Origin of the sequence: Nocardia miyunensis NBRC 108239 (assembly GCF_001613065.1) — a bacterium.
GTDB lineage: Bacteria > Actinomycetota > Actinomycetes > Mycobacteriales > Mycobacteriaceae > Nocardia > Nocardia miyunensis.
In genome coordinates this window covers 15561-32892 of record NZ_BDBQ01000005.1, presented here as the reverse complement: position 1 = coordinate 32892, position 17332 = coordinate 15561, and the positions used below count along the sequence as shown (strand labels likewise).

Sequence of the window (17332 nt, the reverse complement as noted above, 5' to 3'; positions counted from 1 at the left end):
CGGTTATGCGGCCAGGCCCGCGCGGGCCTGCTCGAGCGGCCGGCGGGCATCGATGGCGACCGAGCGGATACTGGCGAAAGCCTCACGGTAGCGAGTGATCTCGTGTTCCTTGTCGAAATAGGCCGCGCCGGTGTAGTTCTGCACGAAGACGACCGGAGGTTCGGCCAATTCACCTGGGGCGTCGTCGAATTCGAGTAGGCTGAAGCGGCCCGACTCCATACCCTCGTGATAGCCGGAATCGGTTGGCACGACCCGGATCTCGATATTGGGTAACTCGCACAGGCGGCGCAGGTGGTCGAGCTGGGCGGCCATCACGCCGACACCCCCGACGCGGTGCCACAGCAACGCCTCGGTGATCATCGCCTCCAGCCGAAGGGGTTTGGAGCTACGGGTGAGCACCGACTGACGCGCGACGCGCACCGCCACCCGCCGATCGGCCTCGGTGGCCGAGATGTTCGGGCGTGCGCCGGTCAGCAACGCGCGGGCATAGTCCGGGGTCTGCAGCAGGCCGGGGACCAGCTCGTTCTCGTAGGTGGCCAGGTGTGTGGCGGCCTCCTCGAGACCCAGGTACACCTCGAAACCCTCGGGGATCACATCGCTGTACTCGGTCCACCAGCCGCGCGCCTTGGTCTCGCGGGCCAGCGCGATGAGTGGTTCGGCCGCCTCCGGGGCCGCGCCGTAGATCTTGCACATGGCCTCGACGTCCAAGCCGCGCAACGAGGTCTGCCCGGTTTCGATGCGCCAGATCTTGGCCTCGGACCATTCCAGGCGCTGCGCCGCCACTCGCGTGGTCAGACGGGCTCGATTGCGCAGATCGCGGAGCCGTCGGCCCAGCTGACGTCGGGGCATCGTCGAACCGGTGATGCCGTGCGGTAGGCCCATGTACTTCCCCCTGTGTCCCGTGCGTCGATCGTACTCGCCCAGCGCGGCACACCGAACGGCAAAAACCCTTATGCGGTACCGGATTCGGCTTCCCGGACCCGAGTTCGGATTGTCGCACAACAAAACGATCTCCCGATCGGGTTGTGGCGCATTCACGCCAACCGCACAGGTGGGCCAATCAGGATTATTTTCGATCCGACCGCCTGCGGAACCGCCAGAACTGCACCGCTCGCACATCCTCGGACAGCTGGTTGACCGGTTCGGCCACATCCGAGAGCGCCTGGAACAGGTCGTCCGCCAGATCGGTGATGTGCTCGACGCGTCCGGCCAGGCGCGCGGCGTTCACCAGGAACTCCAGCGCCAGCCGCACCACCGCCGCGATGGTGAGTCCCAGCGGCGCCGCGACCACCACCAGAAATGCGATCCCCAGCGGTAGTGAGAACTGCCACAGCAGCACCGTCAGCACGATCGGCACCGCGAGAGCGAAGGCCAGGCCCAGGATGTAGGCCAGCGGCAGCAGGGTGCGGGTCGCGGGCCGGGCGAACTGCACGTCGAGCAGGGCCCGCGCGGCGGATCCGCACCACTCGCGGAACGCGCCCGGGCTGCGGAAGGGCTCCGCGCGCGGCTCCTCACCCGCGCCGCGCGAGCGCAGCGGCAGCCGCCGGGACACGGATTCGCGCCAGGCGAGGTACTCCCCATCCGGATCCGCGGTCACGGGTTCACCCGTGTCATCGGTCATATCCGTGATCCTCTACCCACCCGCACCCTGCGGCAATGCGACCGCTCCCAGCGAACGTTAAGGATTCCGTTGGGAATCTGCCAGTCCCAACGGATTTGATTCACAGGCAGCACCTCAGGGATTCACAGACAGCGGCGCGAAGGTAGGAGCCATGACAGCCGAGGGCGACACCGCGAAGTTGATAGCGGTTCTGAATCAGACCGCCGGTTTTGTGATGAATTCTACGGCTGCCGAAAAAGTTTCGAGGATCTGTAACACAACGGATGCTGGGGCCCGATATGACTCGTGACCAGCCAGTGACAACAGCAAGACCAATAAACATCGAAGCAGGACCCAGATCTACCCGGGGAATGGAGAAGACAGTGCGTACGACGTTTCCGACTTCCGTCACGGCGGCCACGCTGGCCGCTAGCGCGCAGGACTACATCCAGCGCGGCTGGACGGTCGCCGAAACGGCCAACGGCATCTGCCTGATCACCGACGAGGATGTATCGGGCATCGAGGTCACCGGCGAACTCGCCGCGGCCGTGCGCAGGTTCTTGCGAGCCAACGACCTGACGGGCCCGGTCATCGAGATCCCGGGGGCCGAGCGTCGCGAGATCCACCTGGTCACGGGCGTTGCCAAGGCCGCCATGGCCATCGAGGCGTTGCGCCGGGCGGGCGCGATCGTCCACACCGACGGCGCGGGGATCCCGCTGCCGCCGACCCAGCTCTCGACCGGCGATGCCTGCTGGGGTGTCGCCCCGAACGAGGCTCGCTGGATCCCGCCGGTGGTCGCGCTGGGCGCGGCCGTCCGTTCGGCCGCCGCAGGCCGTCGCAAGCCGCAGTTGGCCCGCATCGCCAGCTGAGCCTGGCCGAAGTTTCGACAACGCTGAATTTTCGACAACAAAACCGCGAGTACCACCCGGTACTCGCGGTTTTGTGTCGCGTATGACCGTTTACATACCGGCGGCCGGCCGGGCGGGTGATGATGGGGATATGACGGATGTCACCGATGCTCATCGCACCCTGCTGCGCACCTGCCCGCTGTGCGAGGCGGTGTGCGGACTCGAACTCACCCTCGACGCGCAGGATCGGGTCGTCGGAGTGCGCGGGGATCGCCAGGATCCGTTCAGCCGGGGATTCCTGTGCCCGAAGGGTGCGAGTCTGGGACATCTGGACGCCGATCCCGACCGCCTCACCCAGCCGATGATCCGTGATCGCGCCGACGACAGCTGGCGCACCGCCTCGTGGCAGGAGGCGTTCGACCTCATCACGGAGCGGATTCCGGCGCTGGTCCAGGAGTTCGGCCGCTCGGCCGCGGCCCTGTACCTGGGCAATCCCAACGCGCACACCGTCGCCGGGGCGCTGTACGTCCCGGTGTTGATACGCGCGTTGAGCACTCGCAATCTGTATTCGGCCAGTACCGCCGACCAGATGCCCAAACAGGTCGCCAGCGGTCTCATGTTCGGCGATCCGCTGACCGTGGCGGTACCGGATCTGGACCGCACCGATCACCTGCTGATGCTCGGCGCGAATCCCTTGGAGTCCAACGGGTCACTGTGCACCGCACCGGATTACCCGGGACGCTTGAAGGCGCTGCGGGGGCGCGGCGGTCGGCTCGTGGTGGTGGATCCGCGACGCACCCGCACCGCGAAACTCGCCGACGAACATCTGTTCATCCGTCCGGGCACCGATGCCTATCTGCTGTTCGGGATCGTGCACACGCTCTTCGCGGAGAACCTCACCGAGATCCGGGTTCCGGTGGACGGCCTGGCGGAGGTGCGCTCGGCCGCGAGCGATTTCACCCCCGACGTGGTCGCCGAACGCACCGGCATCCCCGCCGGCACCGTGATCCGGCTGGCGCGGGAACTCGCCGCCGCGCCCAGCGCCGCGGTCTACGCCCGAATCGGCACGTGCACGTCCGAATTCGGCACGTTGACGCAATGGCTGGTGGACGTGATCAACGTGCTCACCGGCAATCTGGATCGTCCGGGCGGGGCGATGTTCGCCACCGCCGCCACACTCGGCATCGCGCGCACCCGCCCGTTCCGGCTCGGCCGCTGGTCCACCCGCGTGCGCGAATTGCCCGAAACCATGGGCGAATTCCCGATCGCCACACTCGCCGAGGAGATCCGCACACCGGGCGAGGGGCAGATCCGGGCGCTGATCACCGTCGCCGGGAATCCGGTGCTGTCCGCGCCCGGCGGGCCCAGGCTCGGCGCGGCCCTGGCCGAACTCGAGTTCATGGTGAGCGTGGATCGATACCTCAACGAGACCACCCGGCACGCCGATGTGATCCTGCCGCCGCCGCGCACCGTCCAGTCGCCGCATTACGATTTCGCGCTGCTGCAATTCGCGGTGCGCAACTACGCGCGCTACTCGCGGCCGCTGGTTCCGCTCGGCGATGCCGTCTCGGAGGCCGAGATCCTCGCCCGGCTGGCCATCGCGGTTTCCGGGCAGCAGCCCGAACCGAGCCATGATCCGGTCACCGCCGTCGACGAGTTGGTCATCGCCGGAACGCTGCACAAGGCCGGACTGCTGGAGCGTCGCGCGGAACTGCTCGGGGAGAACAGCACCGAACAGCGCATCGATATGATGCTGCGCCTGGGTCCCTACGGTGAGTGGAACTCCGCCGCGTCGGACGATGACGCCGCCGTCCGCAACGACCTGAATCTGCAAGTGCTGCTGGACAATCCGCACGGAATCGATCTGGGCCCGCTGCGCCCGCGCCTGCCCGGAGTGCTGCGCACCGCCTCGCGCCGCGTGGATCTCGCGCCGCCACCGCTGCTGGAGGATCTGTCCCGGCTGCGCGAGCGCCACACCGACGCCGCACCCGGACTGCTGCTGATCGGCCGCCGCCAGCTGCGCTCCAACAACAGCTGGATGCACAACATCCCCACCCTGGTCGGCGGATCCAATACCTGCACCCTGCACATCCACCCCGACGACGTCGAACGCCTCGGCCTGACCGACCGTGCGGTGGTGAAATCCGCGGCGGGCGCGCTCACGGTTCCGCTCGAACCGACCGAGGAGATCATGCCCGGCGTGGTCAGCCTTCCGCACGGCTGGGGTCACGAGGCGAACGACACCCAAGCCATCGCCCGCACACATCCCGGGGTCAATGCCAACACCCTCACCGACGACTCACTGGTCGACGTTCCCTCCGGCAACGCGGTCTTCAACGGCGTTCCGGTAACCGTCGTCCCGGCCTGATCGCCGTAATCCGGATCGTCCGTATTCCATCGATCACCCGGGAGATGGTCCCGCACAACGGGACCACCCCGATCGCGGATTTCGGCCTGTCCGGGTAATCCGCAGCTACCGAGTCGGCGCGGGGGCCGGTCTCGGTGCGTCGCGATTCAGTGCATCTTGAAGATGACCAGCCGCTGCACGACGAAGTTGATCACCGTGGCGATGCCCTGGGCGATGACGAAGGCCACCAGGACCGCGAGCGTCACGGGATGGCCCAGGACGTGCAGCTTCATCGCGGGCAGAATCGTATTGAGCAGCGCGTTGATGCCGACCTGCGCGGCGAAGGTGATCGCGTAGAGCACGACCACCGCGATGAACCGGGCGCGGCTGGGTTCGGCCTTGAACGTCCAGCGGCGGTTGATCAGGTACGCCGTCGTGGTGCCGACGATGAAACTGCACGCCTTGGCGATGTCGCGGTCGAAGCCCACGCCCTTCCACAGCAGGATGTAGAGGCCGAAATCCACGACCGCCGACAACACACCGGTCAGAATGAACCGGATGATCTGCGTCATCAGATCGACATCCGTACCGCCGGGCTCGTCGACCAGAGGCAATTCGGGCGGCAGAGGAAGATGAGGTTCCGCGGTCACGGCACGAGCGTAGCGGGCCGGGCCCGACGCCGGACGCCCCGTAGCAGCCCGGGCCGGGTCGGCCGGTGCAGCGACCATCCAGCACACTGCCAGCGACGTTGCATCCTGGGAACGCTCCGGTGACACCCGATCCATTGTTCGGCGATACCTGTAGCCTCTATGCCGATGTCCACCAAAGCTCAGACCTCGACAGCCGCGGATCCGGCCGCCAGTGAGGGCGGCGAACCGCGGCACGGCAGCGCAGGGTCGCAGGAATCCCCGGCACTCGCCACGCACACCCGTCGGTTGACCGGGTGGGGTCGCACCTCGCCAACCACCTCCGAAGTGCTCTCGACCGGTGATCCGGAAGTGATCGCCCAGGCCGTCGCCATGGTCGCCGAGGACAACGAGTCCAAGCCCGCGCACCTGCGCCGCGGCGTCATCGCCCGCGGGCTGGGCCGGTCCTACGGCGACCACGCGCAGAATGCGGGCGGACTGGTCGTCGACATGACCCCGATGAACCGCATCCACCGCATCGACCGCGACACCCGCATGGTCGACGTCGACGGCGGCGTCAGCCTGGACCAGCTGATGAAGGCGGCCCTGCCGTTCGGGCTGTGGGTTCCGGTGCTGCCGGGAACCCGGCAGGTCACCATCGGCGGCGCGATCGCCTCCGACATCCACGGCAAGAACCACCACAGCGAGGGCAGCTTCGGCAATTGGGTTCGCTCGATCGAGCTGCTCACCGCCGACGGCCAGGTGCAGCACGTCACGCCCAAGCGCAATGCCAAGTTGTTCTGGGCGACGGTCGGCGGCAACGGGCTGACCGGCATCATCCTGCGCGCGAGCATCGAGATGGTGCCGACCGAGACGGCCTATTTCATCAACGACGGCGTCAAGACCTCGACGCTCGAGGAGACCATCGCCGCGCACAGCGACGGCAGCGAGGCGAACTACACGTACTCGAGTGCGTGGTTCGACGTGATGAACCCCGCGCCGAAGATCGGCCGGGCCTGCATCACTCGCGGCCGCCTGGCGACGGTCGACGAGCTGCCGAAGAAGAAGCAGAAGAACCCGCTGAAATTCGACGCGCCGCAACTGCTCACGGTGCCGCCGATCTTCCCGAGCTTCACCGCGAACCGGCTCACGCTGGGTGCGGTCGGCGAGGCGTACTACGCGATGGGCGGCAACTACACCGGCAAGATCCAGAACCTGACGCAGTTCTATCACCCGCTGGACATGGTCGCGGAGTGGAATCGCGCCTACGGTCCGGCCGGATTCCTGCAGTACCAGTTCGTGGTGCCGACCGAGGCCGTCGATGAGTTCAAGCGGATCATCATCGATATCCAGGCGTCCGGGCACATTTCGGCGCTGAACGTTTTCAAGCTGTTCGGCCCGGGTAACCCGGCTCCGCTGAGCTTCCCGATGCCGGGCTGGAACATCTGCTGCGATTTCCCGATCCGGCCCGGCCTCAACGAGCTGGTCAGCGATCTGGACCGCCGCGTCATGGAATTCGGCGGCCGGCTCTACACCGCGAAGGACTCCCGGACCACCGCGGAGGCCTTCCACAAGATGTATCCCCGGATCGACGAGTGGATCAAGATCCGCCGAAGTGTCGATCCCACAGGCGTTTTCATGTCCGATATGGCGAGAAGGCTGGAGCTGCAGTGATCAACGCCGTAGGTAACCCGCAGACGATTCTGCTCCTGGGCGGCACCTCGGAAATCGGTCTGGCGATCTGCGCCGAGTACCTGAAGAAGGGCCCGGCGCGCATCGTGCTGGCCGCGCTGCCGAACGATCCGCTGCGCGGCGACGCGGTCGCGCAGATGGAGGCCGCGGGCGCCTCCGCGGTCGAGGTCGTCGACTTCGACGCCCTGGACACCGGCTCGCACCCCAAGGTGATCGACGCGGCGTGGAGTGCGGGCGATGTGGACGTCGCCATCGTCGCGTTCGCCCTGGACGGCGATCCCGAGGAACTCTGGCAGAACCAGGCCAAGGCCGTTCGGGTGGCCGAGGTCAACTACACCGCCTCGGTGTCGGTCGGCGTACTGCTGGGCGAGAAGATGAAGGCGCAGGGCTTCGGGCGGATCATCGTCATGTCCTCGGTCGCCGGTGAGCGGGTGCGTCGCTCCAACTTCGTGTACGGCTCTACCAAGGCCGGACTGGACGGGTTCTACCTGGGCCTGGGCGAGGCGCTGCGCCCGCACGGCCCGCGCGTGACGGTCATCCGCCCCGGCATGGTGCGCACCCGGTTCTCCGCGCACGTCAAGGAGGCTCCGCTCACCGTCGACAAGGAAGATATTGCGACGCTTGCGGTTTCGTCCGCCCAGAAGGGCCGCGAACTGGTCTGGGCCCCCAACCAGTTCCGCTTCGTCATGATGATCCTGCGCCACATCCCGCGCCCGATCTTCCGCCGCCTGCCGATCTAGCATCGCTCGTCCCGGGGGCCACCACGGCCCCCCGGGATTTTGTGGCCCCCGGCGCTGACCCGGAACCGAAAGCGCTGCACCGCAACCGATTCCACCAAGTGCGGTCAAAGATCTAGATGTAGGCGCAATGCCCGATCGATCTCCGCCATCACCTCTCCCGGCAACTGCCCCAGCGCGGGACCGAGCCGTTCGACGGACACTGAGCGAACCTGTTCGGCCTGGACCTTGGAATCCACGCGGACACCGGGTAATTCACTGCTCAGGAAGACCTGGAACGGATAGACACGTCCGGTATTGCTCGTCACCGGAGCGACGGTGATCACACCCCGGCCCAGTCGTTCGGCGGTCTCGTTGGCACGGTCGTTGCTGACGATCACCGCCGGACGACGTTTGTTCGACTCCGCACCACGCACCGGATCCAGGTCGACCAGCCGGATCTCACCCCGCCGCATTCACCCGAGCCCATCACCGGACGTGTCACCCCACAGCTCCGCGTCGCCGGAGGACTCCCACTCCGACCACGCGTCCGCATACGCGTCGGCGAGGCCGGCCTGCCTGAGTAGCTGCAATGCCTCCTGCACCGCCGCCGACCGCGAGGGCAGACCTCGCTCTCGCACGATCTCGTCGAGCAGCGCAACATCCTGCTCCGAGAGACTGACACTCAACTTCACACCCCCAATGCTACTTCGAGTAGGAAAACTGATGCTACCAGGAGACACTCCGCAGGTGGCATTGAAACCCAACCGACACCGAGCGGACCTCGTCTGCCGTCGCGGTGACGAGTGGCTAGGCTGACGCGCGGCGACGGACGCTCGGGGAGCGTGGCGAGAAGACTTATCCGGAGGCACAGTGCACAGGATCGGGCAGTTCCCGGTATGCGGCTCACCCGCGCGACGATTCGGCGCGGATTCCCTCGCGGGACGCTTCGAATATCCACTGCAAGACACACTCGGCCGGATCAGCTCGCTGCGGTGCGGTCTGGATTCCGAGTTGGTCCAGCTCTACGCGGCCAACCGGCCCGATACCTCAGCCACGGAAGTGTTCAACGCGATCGTCACCGATGGGGACCACGACGCAACGTCGGCCCCGACGACGGCGGCGCATACGGTCGCACGCGAATATCATCCGTCGAGGCTCACACTCGATCGGGGCCGGATTCTGCGACGGCCGGGCAGCAACGCGATATCGGTTGCAGCGCAGTGGCTTTCGCGCACACCGGACCGGTCCAGGATTGTTCGGCAACGCGGCGAGGGACCGAGTTCGGTGGCCGGGATCGCGGCGGGAGGTCTGTGATGAGCACGGCAGTGGCCGACAGCACGACAGTGGCGAACAGTTCGCCGGGACGTGGACCGGGGCGGTTCGCGGTGCTGGTGCGGCGGATCGGCGGAGCCGCCGGGGACGGCGTGCTTGCGGCCGTTGTCGCCGTTGTCGTGGCCGTCGTCGGGCTCGAGGCGTTCTCGTCGGTGCACTGGCCCGCGTTCAACGCGTCCAATGTGACTCGGGCGATCACCACCGTCGGGCAGGTGGGGGCCGCGGTGCTGCTCATCGCGGCGGTGACGCTGATTCGCGCGCGGCGCTGGCCGTGGGTGGCGAAAGTGCTGTCGTGGGCGGGGATTTCGGCGTTCGTCACGGTGACGTTGGGTATGCCGCTGGCGGCTACCAAGTTGTATCTGTTCGGAATCTCGGTCGATCAGGAGTTCCGGACCGAATATCTGACGCGACTGACCGATTCGGCGGCACTGCACGATATGACCTATGTGGATCTGCCGCCCTATTACTCGGCCGGCTGGTTCTGGCTCGGTGGACGGGTGGCGAGTCTGCTCGGGATGCCGGGGTGGGAGGCGTTCAAGCCGTGGGCGATCGTCTCCTTGGCGGTGGCCTCGGTGCTGGCATTGGTGTTGTGGTCCAAGCTGATTCGCGCGGACTGGGCGATCGGGGTCGCGGCCGCCACCACGGCGGTGATGGTGGCCTACGCCTCGCCGGAGGCGTACAGCGCGGCTCTGGTGGTGTTGTTCGCACCGGCGATGGTGCTGGCGTGGGGCGCGCTGCACCGGCCTCGGACCTCGGGCCAGGACGCGGCCGCCGCGACAGCGGGTGGCTGGGGCGCGGTCACCGGCACCGGGATCTTCCTGGGCGTCTCGGCCATGTTCTACACGTTGTTCTTCGCCATGGCGGTATTCGCGGTATGCCTGATGGCGCTGTTCGCGTGGATCGCGGCGATAGCACAGCGGGGCCGGGACTCCGATCGAGCGAGCCTGTGGTGGCTGCGCGCGCTCCGGCCGATTCTGTTGCGGCTCGTCGTGATCGGCATCATCTCCGGGGCGCTCGGCCTGGTCACCTACGGGCCCTACCTGGCGAAATCGCTGAGCGGGCCCGGATCCAACGCGGCGCTGCACTATCTGCCCGAGGCCGGCTCGCAGCTCGCATTTCCGATGTTCCAATTCTCCCTGCTCGGTGTGCTGTGCCTGATCGGCACGATCTGGCTGGTGCTGCGGGCGGCGAGTTCGCGGCGGGCGCAGGCACTGGGCATCTCGGTGGTGGCGATCTATCTGTGGTCGCTGCTGTCGATGACGGCGACGGCCGCCGGGACGACGCTGCTGGCATTCCGGCTCGAACCCATCCTGCAGGCGCTGCTGGCCTCGGCCGGGGTCTTCGGATTCGCGGAGGGGTCCCGGGCGATCTACCGAGCTCTCAACGAGCCCAAGCGGTTTCGCGCGGTCACCGTCGTGGTCGGGGTGGTCGGCGCGCTCGCCTTCACACAGGACATTCCGAGCATTCTGAACACCGAGATCACCACCGCCTACACCGATACCGACGGCGACGGGGTGCGCGCCGATCAGCGCAGCCCCTCGGCGGTGTCGCACTATCACGACGTCGACGCCGCGCTGCTGGCCCAGACCGGGCGGCGACGGGATCAGACCGTGGTCCTCACCGCGGACACCAGCTTCCTGGCCTACTACCCGTACTACGGTTTCCAGGCGCTGACGCCGCACTACGCCAATCCGCTCGCCGATTTCTCCGCCCGCGCCGCGGAGATCACCCGCTGGAGCAAGCTGGGGTCCCCGGCCGAACTCCGCGACGCGCTCGCGCACTCCCCGTGGCGCGCGCCGGATGCCTTCGTGTTCCGCAGCAGCGGTGACAGTTACACCCTGCGCCTGTCCTCGGACGTGTATCCGAACGATCCGAATGTGCGGCGGTACTCCGTGACGTTCCCGAAGACGTTGTTCGCGGATCCGCATTTCCGGATCACCGATATCGGGCCGTTCACCCTCGTCGTCGTGCGGTGAGCGTCGTCGTGCGGTGAGCATCGTGGCGCTCTTGCGCGGCTCGTCCGCCCCTGGTCGAACCACCGCTATCGGGATATAACACGCATATCGGATCATTCGGACTGTTAATTCTGCCCGAAAGACTCGATCGGGCTGCGCAGAGCCTCGAACAGCCCTTTCACCTGGTATTTCGACTCGTTCACAGTGACGATATAGCGATGCACACACACCCGCCGCCCTGTGCATAACCTTGTGGAAGACGGTGTTTTCTGTGGATAACTCCCTGTCCGACCTGCGCGCACTCATGCCTCGTAGGTAGCCTGGGCCGCTGATCACGATCGGCAAAAGGAGTTCTACGAGTGGTACCGGTGCAGGCATCGGATCGAACCGAGCAGACGGGGGGCGGCGCCGGGACCGCGGTTCTGGATCGGCCCGCGGCGGCCGAGGACACCGTCTCCCGCGGATGGCGGCTCCCGCTCTCCCGCGCCGATCTGGTCATCGCGACGCTCTATCTGATCCTGGCCACGTATGTCCTGTCCGGTCAGTGGCGCGACACCCACGACGGCTATCTGGTCAAGAGCGGCCAGGACCAGTTCATGTGGGAGTGGTTCTTCGCCGAGACCGCCCACGCGATCGCCCATCTGCAGAATCCGCTGGGCACCCATCTGCAGAATTTCCCGGCCGGTGTGAACATGATGGCCAATACGGCGATGTTCGGCGTCGGCGTGCCGCTCATCCCGGTCACCATGCTGTTCGGGCCGACGGTCACCTTCGTCCTGGTGCTCACGCTGGGGCTGTCCGCCACCGCCTTCGCCTGGTACTGGCTGTTCTCCCGCGAACTGGTGCGCTCCCGCTTCGCCGCGGCCATCGGCGGCCTGTTCTGCGGTTTCGCCCCGGCGATGATCTCGCACGCCAACGCCCACCCCAACTTCGTCCTGCTCGCCGCCCTCCCCGCCATGGCCACCCTGCTCATCCGCATGACCCGGCGGGCCCTCGCCGAGGAAGGCGTAAATCGCACTGGTCGGGACATGCTGCTACTGGCCGGGCTGCTGACGTTGCAGATCGCGTTCGGCGAGGAACCGCTGCTGATCTTCGCGATCGCCTTCGCGGTTTTCGCGATCGTGTACCTCCTGCATCGGCCGCGAGCCGCCGTGCGGGTGTTGCGCGCGCTCACACCGACGGTGGCGGGCGCGACGCTGATCACGTTGGCGCTCACCGCGATTCCGCTGTGGTGGCAGTTCCGCGGGCCGCAGAGTTACGCCTCCATCGATCACGGGCCGATGGGGAACGACGTGAAGACGCTGACGCAGTTCCCGTCCGAATCGCTGGGCGGGGAATTCGCGCCGGGACAGAACGTCGCGATCAATCCCACCGAGCAGAATGCGTATTTCGGCTGGCCCCTGCTGATTCTGGTGGCGGTGGCCGCGATGCTGCTGTGGCGGCGGCGCGATCGGTCCGGCAACGAGCGCGCGGGCTACCGCGTGGTGCGCGCGTGCACGGTGGTGATCCTCGGGTTCGGCGTGCTCTCCCTGGGCGCGACAGCGATGTTCGGCACCCATTCGACCGGAATCACCCTGCCGTGGCATTGGCTGGAGAATCTGCCCCTGCTGGACACGATGCTCGAGACGCGGTTCGCCATGGCCGCCGTCCCGGCGATCGCCGCGATACTCGTGCTGGCCACCGAACGCGCACTGAGCTATTGGCAGAATTCGCTGACCGAGCCTCGACCGCTGATCTGGTTCGCCGCCCTGGGCCTGGCGCTGGTCCCGCTGACCCCGACGATCCTGCCGGTCACCCACCGCCCGGACGTGCCGTCCTTCTTCACCGACGGCACCGTCGAACGCTACGTCACCGACGGCTCGGTGGTCATCGCACCACCGCCGACCCGCCTGAATGCCGGCCCGCTGCGCTGGCAGTACGCCGCGAACTTCGACTTCCCCATCGCCGGAGGCTATTTCGTCGGTCCGATGGCCGACAAGAAGGGCGGCTACGGCCCCATCGACCGCCCCACCGCGGGCCTGCTCATGGACGTGAAACGCACCGGCCACATCCCCCGCGTCGACGCCGCCACCCGCGAGCGGGCCCGAAAGGACCTGCGCTACTGGCACGCCGACATCATCGTCCTGCCGCCCACCCGCAACGCCGACGCCCTGCGCACCACCCTCGACCAATTACTCGGCGTCCCAGGACAACACGTCGACGGCGTCCGCCTCTGGGATGTCCGCGGGCTCGACTGATCCGCGCCGTCCACACGACACGGCAGCCACGCGAGGCCGCATCCCGAATGATTCGGCGACGACGAAACCCACTCTGCTGAAAAGGATCACGACTACCCACGACACAACAACCGTCAACCACAACGACATCAGCACCGGCAAGTACCAGCCTCCGGCCCCTGGACGCCCGCGAGCTCGACCGATCCCGCGCCCTCTCGCAAGCCAGCAAGCGCACGAGACCGCCACCCACCGCTTCGAGCGATTCAGCGACAACGAAACCCATCCTGCCGCACGGAATCACGACGCTCACTACACGGCCGGTAGCCATTCATCACGACATCAGCACAGGTGACGACGGCATCGCATCCGGCGGCACGAATCTGGTTCGGCTGGAAGGGATCATGGCCCAACCCAGGACTACGGCCGGGTGCGACCGGAAGCGGGCGACGACGCCGGCGGATGGTGGCCGCGCACCCGTCTCCCGAGCGTCGACACTGAAATCCGTCGACGACAACGGCGTCGGCACACGCGATATCGACGAGGGTGCAGCGGTAACGGCAGGGCTGGGTAGCGCCGGTGCATCATCTGCCGGAGTCGAGTGCCGGTGTGATCGCGGTCATGGCGAGATGCGGCCCACGGACGGATCGGAACCGGCGGATGGCTAGCATCGGGGATCGTGCGCGCTGACTCCCCGGGGTTTTCCCGTGTCCGGCTGGTTGCTCTCGTTTCGGGGGTGCTGGCAGTTCTGTTGGCGGTCATCACGCCGCTGCTGCCGGTGCGGCAGGACCGGGCGACGCTGGACTGGCCGCAGCCGCAGTCGGTGGACGTGAATGCGCCGCTGGTGTCGTATACGCCGATCGAACTGCATCTTTCGCTGCCGTGCTCGGTTCTGCGGGAGCTTCCCAGCGGGACCGTGTTGTCCACGGTGCCGGTCGAGGCGTCGAAGGCCTCGGCCAAGGGATTGCTCGTGCGGGTGAGCGACCAGCCGGGCACCGGGCGCACGCTCTCGGTGTTGCAGCGCGAGATTCCGGTGCTGTCCGCGCCGGTCGCCGAGGTCGCCGGGTGCGGTGAATTCACCCTCGATTCCACGGTCGCAGGGACGACCGCCACCCTGACCGGCGTGCACCGCAAGGACGGCACGCCGTTCACCAATACCGTTGCCGGGGATGTGCGGCCGCAGGTGGTGGGTGTGTTCACCGATCTGACCCGCGCCCAGCTCGGTGACGCGCACCTGCACGCCGACATCGACGCGCGCTTCTCCTCCTCGCCGACCGTGCTGAAAACTCTCGCGACCGTGGGCGCGGTGCTGTTCACCATCATCGCGCTGATCGCGCTGCATCTGATCGATACCGCCGACGGCCGACGGCCGCGCCGGTTCCTGCCCGCGCACTGGTGGCGGTTCACCCTCGCGGACGCGGTCGTACTGGGCACGCTGGTGCTGTGGCACATCATCGGCGCGAACACCTCCGACGACGGCTACATCCTGAATATGGCTCGCACGGCCGGACATTCGGGCTACATGTCCAACTACTACCGCTGGTTCGGCGTGGCCGAGGCGCCGTTCGGCTGGCCGTACGAGGTACTGGCCTGGATGACCCGGATCAGCGATTCGAGTCCCTGGATGCGCCTGCCCGCCCTGCTGGCCGGAATTCTGTGCTGGCTGGTGATCAGCCGGGAAGTGTTGCCGCGCTTGGGTGCTCGGGTGCGCCGGGACCGGGTGGCGCTGTGGACCGGCGGGCTGATCTTCCTGGCCGCCTGGCTCCCCTACGACAACGGCCTGCGCCCGGAACCGCTGATCGCGTTGGGCGCCTTGCTGACCTGGGCCTCGATCGAACGGGCGATCGCCACCGGACGCCTGCTGCCCGCCGCGATCGGCGTGCTCATCGCGGCCTTCTCCCTGGCCGCCGGACCCACCGGACTGATCTGCATCGCCGCCATGATCGCCGGATCGCGGCCGGTGCTGCAGATCATCATCAAGCGGGCACGGCACGGTTCGGGCCGCGAGGTGTCGGACGCGAAGCGAGGCGGAATCGGTTCCGTCATACTGCGTTACGGCTCGGTGCTGGCTCCCGGCGTGGCCGCGGGAACGCTGGTGCTGGTGGTGGTCTTCGCCGACCAGACGCTCGCCGCCGTCATGGAGGCGACCCGGGTCCGCACCATCATCGGACCCAATGCCGCCTGGTTCGACGAACGCACCCGCTGGGATGCGCTGCTGTCACTATCGCCGGACGGTTCGCTCTCGCGCCGGTTCGGCATCCTGGGAATCCTGCTGTGCCTGGCGGTCTGCGTCCTGGTGATGTTGCGCAAGAACGGCAGGATTCCGGGGACCTCGCGCGGGCCGTCGGCGCGCATCCAGGGCATCGTGTTCATGTCGCTGCTGCTGATGATGTTCACGCCGACCAAGTGGACCCACCACTTCGGCGTGTACGCGGGCCTGGCCGGATCGATGGCCGCGCTGACCGCGGTCGCTGTGGGCACCAACGGAATTCGCGCGCGGTACAACCGATCGGTGTTCGCGGCCGGGGTGTTCTTCCTGCTGGCGCTGACGTTCACCGGGTCCAACGGCTGGTGGTACGTGTCGAGCTACGGGGTGTCCTGGTACGACAAGGCCCCGCTGATCCTCGGCAAGGGTTTCTCCACCATATTCCTGGGTCTGGCGGTGCTGTGCCTGCTGCTCGCGGCCTGGCAGTACTACCGGGAACCGTACCGGCGCAAGGACATTGCCGGCGCGCCGCGAGGTTTCGACCGGTTCGCCGTACAGCCGCTGACCATCGTCGCCGCGGTCATGGTGCTGTTCGAGGTCGCCTCACTGGCCAAGGCCGCGATCACCCAGTACCCGGCCTATTCGATCGCGAAGTCGAATCTGCGTGCGCTGGCGGGAAATTCGTGTGCCCTCGCCGACGACGTTCTGGTGGAGACGAATACCGCGAACTCGCTGCTCACCCCCTACTCCGGTCCGGCCGCCAAGGGCCTGTCCGGGGACAGCACCGGATTCACCCCCGACGGCGTCGCCGAGGATCTGACCGCCGACGCCGAGGAGACCTCGACCGGCGGCGCGAACTCGGTCAACCAGGATTCGCAGAACAAGACCACCCGCACCACCTCGGCCGGAACCGGGGGCGGCACCATCGATCATCCGGGCATCAACGGCAGTACGGTCGCGCTTCCGTTCGGCCTGGACCCGGCCCGCACACCGGTGATGGGCAGTTATACGACCGGGGACAAACAGCAGGCCCACCTGACCTCGCAGTGGTACCGCCTGGATCTGGCCGGGGCGCAACGCGATCCGGCGTATCGGATGCTGGTGGTGACCGCGGCGGGCCGGATCGAGTCGGTCGACAAGGACGGCGTGGTCACCTACGGCCAAGATCTGAGCGTCGAATTCGCCCATCGCGCACCGGACGGCACCGAGACCTCGCTCGGCTCGTTCGTCCCACTGGACATCGGCGGCGCACCGTCCTGGCGGAACATGCGCATTCCGCTGGACCGAATTCCCGCGCAGACCAACGCCGTTCGGATCGTCGCGGCCGCTGACGACCTGACCGCCAGGCAGTGGCTCGCGGTCACCCCACCCCGCCTGCCGAAGCTCGCGACCCTGGATTCGGTTCTGGGCCAGCATGATCCGGTCCTGGAGGACTGGCACGTCGGCCTGGCGTTCCCCTGCCAGCGTCCCTACGACCACCGCGACGGCGTGGCCGAGGTCCCGAAGTGGCGCATCCTGCCCGACCGCACCGGCTCGGATGCCGCGAACGCCTGGCAGGACGATATCGGCGGCGGCCCTCTCGGCTGGACCGGCCTGCTCATGGACGCCCAGACCGTCCCCGCCTACCTCGACAACGACTGGGACCGGGACTGGGGCTCCCTGGTCCGCTTCACCCCGTACGCCCCTCGAGCCACCCCCGCCACCATCGGCGTCACGGTACACAGCACTTGGGGCTGGCAGAAGGAACCCCCGATCAAGGAGAAGTGAGCGAGCACATCGCCCGGGTCCGAAAGG

General features: G+C 67.3%; 12 protein-coding genes. 7 read left to right on the top strand and 5 right to left on the bottom strand.

The annotated features are described in order from the left end of the window. Positions 1-3: 3 nt before the first annotated feature. Both NM2_RS03335 and NM2_RS03330 read right to left on the bottom strand, forming a co-directional pair. The gene (locus tag NM2_RS03335) at positions 4-882 is read right to left on the bottom strand and encodes a helix-turn-helix domain-containing protein (RefSeq protein ID WP_067663825.1); all 879 of its coding nucleotides are present in this window, start codon (positions 880-882) and stop codon (positions 4-6) included. Between the two features lie 184 nt (positions 883-1066). Beyond that, on the bottom strand, positions 1067-1621 hold the full coding sequence (locus NM2_RS03330; protein WP_084530441.1) for a DUF4282 domain-containing protein: 555 nt from the start codon (positions 1619-1621) through the stop codon (positions 1067-1069). A gap of 350 nt (positions 1622-1971) precedes the next feature. Between NM2_RS03330 and NM2_RS03325 the strand changes: the two genes are divergently transcribed. Further along, positions 1972-2469: a hypothetical protein gene (locus tag NM2_RS03325; protein ID WP_174575594.1), complete on the top strand. Its 498-nt coding sequence runs from the start codon at positions 1972-1974 to the stop codon at positions 2467-2469. A gap of 130 nt (positions 2470-2599) precedes the next feature. Then, a complete protein-coding gene (locus NM2_RS03320; RefSeq protein WP_067663823.1) occupies positions 2600-4816 on the top strand; it encodes a molybdopterin-dependent oxidoreductase in 2217 nt (738 codons plus the stop codon). A gap of 146 nt (positions 4817-4962) precedes the next feature. Here the strand turns inward: NM2_RS03320 and NM2_RS03315 are convergent, their stop codons facing one another. After that, positions 4963-5445, bottom strand: a complete 483-nt coding sequence (locus NM2_RS03315; RefSeq protein WP_245717822.1) for a GtrA family protein — start codon at positions 5443-5445, stop codon at positions 4963-4965. Between the two features lie 159 nt (positions 5446-5604). Between NM2_RS03315 and dprE1 the strand changes: the two genes are divergently transcribed. Together dprE1 and dprE2 are read left to right on the top strand one after the other, a co-directional pair. Continuing rightward, positions 5605-7095, top strand: coding sequence for a decaprenylphosphoryl-beta-D-ribose oxidase (gene dprE1, locus NM2_RS03310; protein WP_084530440.1), 1491 nt, complete (start codon positions 5605-5607; stop codon positions 7093-7095). Beyond that, positions 7092-7853: a decaprenylphospho-beta-D-erythro-pentofuranosid-2-ulose 2-reductase gene (gene dprE2 / locus NM2_RS03305; RefSeq protein ID WP_067663820.1), complete on the top strand. Its 762-nt coding sequence runs from the start codon at positions 7092-7094 to the stop codon at positions 7851-7853. Before dprE1 ends, dprE2 begins: the two co-directional genes overlap by 4 nt. Positions 7854-7957: 104 nt before the next feature. On the opposite strand, the gene NM2_RS03300 is transcribed toward dprE2, so the two are convergent. Together NM2_RS03300 and NM2_RS03295 are read right to left on the bottom strand one after the other, a co-directional pair. Further along, positions 7958-8305 carry a type II toxin-antitoxin system PemK/MazF family toxin gene (locus NM2_RS03300; protein WP_067663817.1) on the bottom strand — a complete coding sequence of 116 codons (348 nt, stop codon included), beginning with the start codon at positions 8303-8305 and terminating at the stop codon, positions 7958-7960. Continuing rightward, positions 8306-8524, bottom strand: a complete 219-nt coding sequence (locus NM2_RS03295) for a ribbon-helix-helix domain-containing protein (protein ID WP_067663814.1) — start codon at positions 8522-8524, stop codon at positions 8306-8308. 621 nt (positions 8525-9145) lie between these two features. On the opposite strand from NM2_RS03295, the gene NM2_RS03285 reads away from it, so the two are divergent. From NM2_RS03285 to NM2_RS03275, 3 genes are all read left to right on the top strand, one after another. Continuing rightward, positions 9146-11140, top strand: a complete 1995-nt coding sequence (locus NM2_RS03285; protein WP_084530439.1) for a galactan 5-O-arabinofuranosyltransferase — start codon at positions 9146-9148, stop codon at positions 11138-11140. Between the two features lie 338 nt (positions 11141-11478). Continuing rightward, positions 11479-13356 (top strand): DUF6541 family protein, encoded by a 1878-nt coding sequence (locus tag NM2_RS03280; RefSeq protein ID WP_157120864.1) that lies wholly within the window; start codon positions 11479-11481, stop codon positions 13354-13356. 655 nt (positions 13357-14011) lie between these two features. Next, a complete protein-coding gene (locus NM2_RS03275) occupies positions 14012-17305 on the top strand; it encodes an arabinosyltransferase domain-containing protein (protein WP_067663808.1) in 3294 nt (1097 codons plus the stop codon). Positions 17306-17332: the final 27 nt, after the last annotated feature.